The 3,019-nt window shown below is 29.3% G+C and carries 5 protein-coding genes; 4 read left to right on the forward strand and 1 reads right to left on the reverse strand.

The genetic code is table 11. From position 1 onward, the window contains the following. On the forward strand, positions 1-478 hold a 478-nt coding region (locus tag PNO30_RS06100; protein ID WP_271987545.1), incomplete at its 5' end, for a transposase. A gap of 152 nt (positions 479-630) precedes the next feature. Here the strand turns inward: PNO30_RS06100 and PNO30_RS06105 are convergent. Continuing rightward, on the reverse strand, positions 631-1,116 hold the full coding sequence (locus PNO30_RS06105) for a DUF308 domain-containing protein (protein ID WP_003147523.1): 486 nt from the start codon (positions 1,114-1,116) through the stop codon (positions 631-633). Positions 1,117-1,475: 359 nt separating this feature from the next. On the opposite strand from PNO30_RS06105, the gene PNO30_RS06110 reads away from it, so the two are divergent. From PNO30_RS06110 to PNO30_RS06120, 3 genes are read left to right on the forward strand one after another with little or no spacing between them, the layout of a single operon-like run. Then, a complete protein-coding gene (locus tag PNO30_RS06110; protein WP_231124726.1) occupies positions 1,476-2,360 on the forward strand; it encodes a hypothetical protein in 885 nt (294 codons plus the stop codon). Positions 2,361-2,370: 10 nt separating this feature from the next. Continuing rightward, positions 2,371-2,550 carry a hypothetical protein gene (locus PNO30_RS06115; RefSeq protein ID WP_003147520.1) on the forward strand — a complete coding sequence of 60 codons (180 nt, stop codon included), beginning with the start codon at positions 2,371-2,373 and terminating at the stop codon, positions 2,548-2,550. An 8-nt stretch (positions 2,551-2,558) separates the two neighbouring features. After that, complete coding sequence (locus tag PNO30_RS06120) at positions 2,559-2,843, forward strand: TipC family immunity protein (RefSeq protein WP_003147518.1); 285 nt, start codon at positions 2,559-2,561, stop codon at positions 2,841-2,843. The last annotated feature ends 176 nt before the right edge of the window (positions 2,844-3,019 follow it).

A 3,019-nucleotide genomic window follows, 5' to 3' on the forward strand; every position in this document is an offset into this window, starting at 1 on the left:
AGTTGCGTTAGATAGCGGATATTATTCTCTAGACATACTAAAACAGTTAGATAAAAAAAATATATTTTCAGTAATAGGATATAGAAGATTCTCAAGATCAAAAGATAACAAATATTTTAAATACTTACAAGAAAAAGATATATATGTGGATAAACGAACAGGAGAAATATTTAGATACAGAAACATTGATAGAAATGGATATAAACAATATAAGAGTGATGATAAAAACGAAAAGAAAATAATAAGACGCCATATAAATGCGGATTATTATGATGAAGCTAGGTTAAGACGTATATCAAAAGAAGGAAAACTATTGTATAAGAGAAGAAAAGAAACAATAGAACGTAGCTTTGCGGATTCTAAACAAAATCACGGATACAGGTATGCACGATATAGAGGAAAAGCCAAAGTACAGTCGTACGCTTGGCTGTCTTGTTGCGTCCAAAATATGAAAACAATCGCATTAAGAGAGGTATAAACCCTCTTAATACTACTAAATACTACTGGATTTTTGCCTTAAGGCTTATTTTTTTTGAAAAAAAATACCATAACATCAATACTAGCTTGATATTTCGGTATTTTTGTCAACAATCTAAGTGTCTGAAAATATATTTTCAGACACTTTTTATGCTAATTTTTATTTAACGAAAAAATATATGATAAACCGTTTGTTATGACTCCAAATGCTAATATTTTAGCTATAGTTGCAAATCCTACAATAGGATTTAATAACATAATAAAAGAATAAATGATACCTAAAACTGCTAGAGCTATCTGTATCATATACCATTTTTGGTCCCTGTTTCTAAGTAGGCTTTGAAGGTGAAATATTGACATACTTAAAAAACTAAAAATAAATATCCATAAAATAACTATTAATGAAACAAATGGTACTAAGAACATACTTAGTCCAATTGCAAGGGATACTAATATATTTCCCCAAGGAATAGGTTTTACCTTTTTATATAAGCTATAAATTAAGAGTGCACTGGCAGCTAATAATTGTGTTATCCCAAATGCAATTGAATATGTAGCAATTGTATCTAAAGGATGATTCCATAAGAATAATCCGAAGATTAAGTAAAAAACACCAACGATAATATTTAGTATTTTCATTTTGATTCCTCCTAAATTTAGTATATGCTCATTGTAGCATAAAAGTTAAATTATTGCAATATCAACTCTTTATATAAAATCATAGGTCTTGTCTAGCAGATAGACGATAGCATGATCGGAGCCATGCGGTCATCGCCGGTCATCTGCGGTCAGACAAGACCTGTTTTTAGTAGTCAAAATGGTTGTAAGATGCTACAATAGGGCTATTAACATATCAAAGAGAATGGTCACGGTTAAGAAAATTGACGTTGTATTTTTTAATTTTCGAGTCAAAAAATAACTATGCCCCCCCAATTTCTAATAGGGGGGATAACACTTGGAAAATCATAGAAGCTTTAGAGAATGTAGTTGAACAAAGAATGGCAATAGCAGAAAAAAGATGGAGTCCTTTTTCAAAAACGTTCTCAATACCAAGTAGAGAAGAGATGGAGTGGACGGATATAATAGAAGGTAAATGGCAAGAAAGAGATTATACCCAAGATGAGCTTGACTATAAGGAGACCTTAAAAGTTCAATATGGTTTTGACGATAAAGCAGCAAGAATAATTGTAAAGCTTAAAAGAAATATTTATAATAATCCTAAAATAAGAAAAGATAGAAAAGACTATGTGTTTACGAGATTACTTGGTGGGTTGAGTTATGGTCATGAGGATAACGGTTTATTGAAACGGTTTATGTGGAATAATACAGCTGGTCAAATGTATAAAGATCTAGATATAAAGGAACAAATGACAATAAATTTCAAACTAACCGAAAGCGAATACGTATATTTAAAATATAAAGTTAGAATACAGCATGAAAATTATGGCTACTATAATACTATACAAAAAGAACTACTTCCACAATATAAAAAAACTATGGAAACGGTATTAGGACGTGAAATAACAGAGGATGAGTTTGAAAAATTGTGGAATAAACAGATAGATGCGTTTAAAGGTAAAACAGACTTTTCTCATCAATATATTACAATGGCTACGCATCTGTATGGAAAATCACGTCTTGCAGATTTGCGTGGAGGACATGAAAATACAAATGACATGTCAGGGTGGTTAGGTGATACAACAGATGTAGCCGATACTAAGCCAAGTATAGGGAATGATGATTATAAGGCTGATTTAGATGCGGTCAATATAATAAATATAATGAAAAAAAGAAACCTTGATTTTATAAATGTAAGTAATGAATATTACAACAATCTTGAAAATGGTATCCTCAATCGAGCAGAAGAATTTAAAAAAATATAGATCTTGAAAAATGAAAAATAAAATTTACAATCAACTTAGTGAAAAATATGTAGATGTAGAGGGGAAAAGGATAGCAAGAGTACCAAGTAATATAAATTACATAAAAGAAAATCATCATCCAACCTATAACTTTATAAAAAGTTTAGAAGATAATAAAAATGACATACAAGATTACTATAATGAAAAGTAGGTGCTTTCATGAAACAGCTAAGTAAAAAATGGAAAATATTTATAATAACAATAGTAGTTTTAATAGGAAGCTTCTATGGATATTATAAAATAAACAATAGAAATGCATTTGAAGAAATGTATAATTCATACTATAATTTTATACCGGCAACAGCATTATATAATATGCCCCAAATAGAGCCGATGCCAAGAGATGAAATAGGATTAGATATAGCAGAACTATATTATAAAGATACTAAGAATGATATGAAAATTGAATTTTCTCTTATATCTTTTAATAATGAAAAAAAGTAATACTAACAGGCTCTCCTTTGTTATAATATTAACGAAAATTATAGCATATAAAAAGTGTCTGAAAATATATTTTCAGACACTTTTTCAGGCTGTTGACAAATAGGTCAACAGCCTGTTTTTTAACTGAAATAAAATCCTTAAAATGGTATAATATAAGTATACAAAGGAGGTTTTAG

This window comes from Gemella haemolysans (genome assembly GCF_028308085.1).
Lineage (GTDB): Bacteria > Bacillota > Bacilli > Staphylococcales > Gemellaceae > Gemella > Gemella haemolysans_D.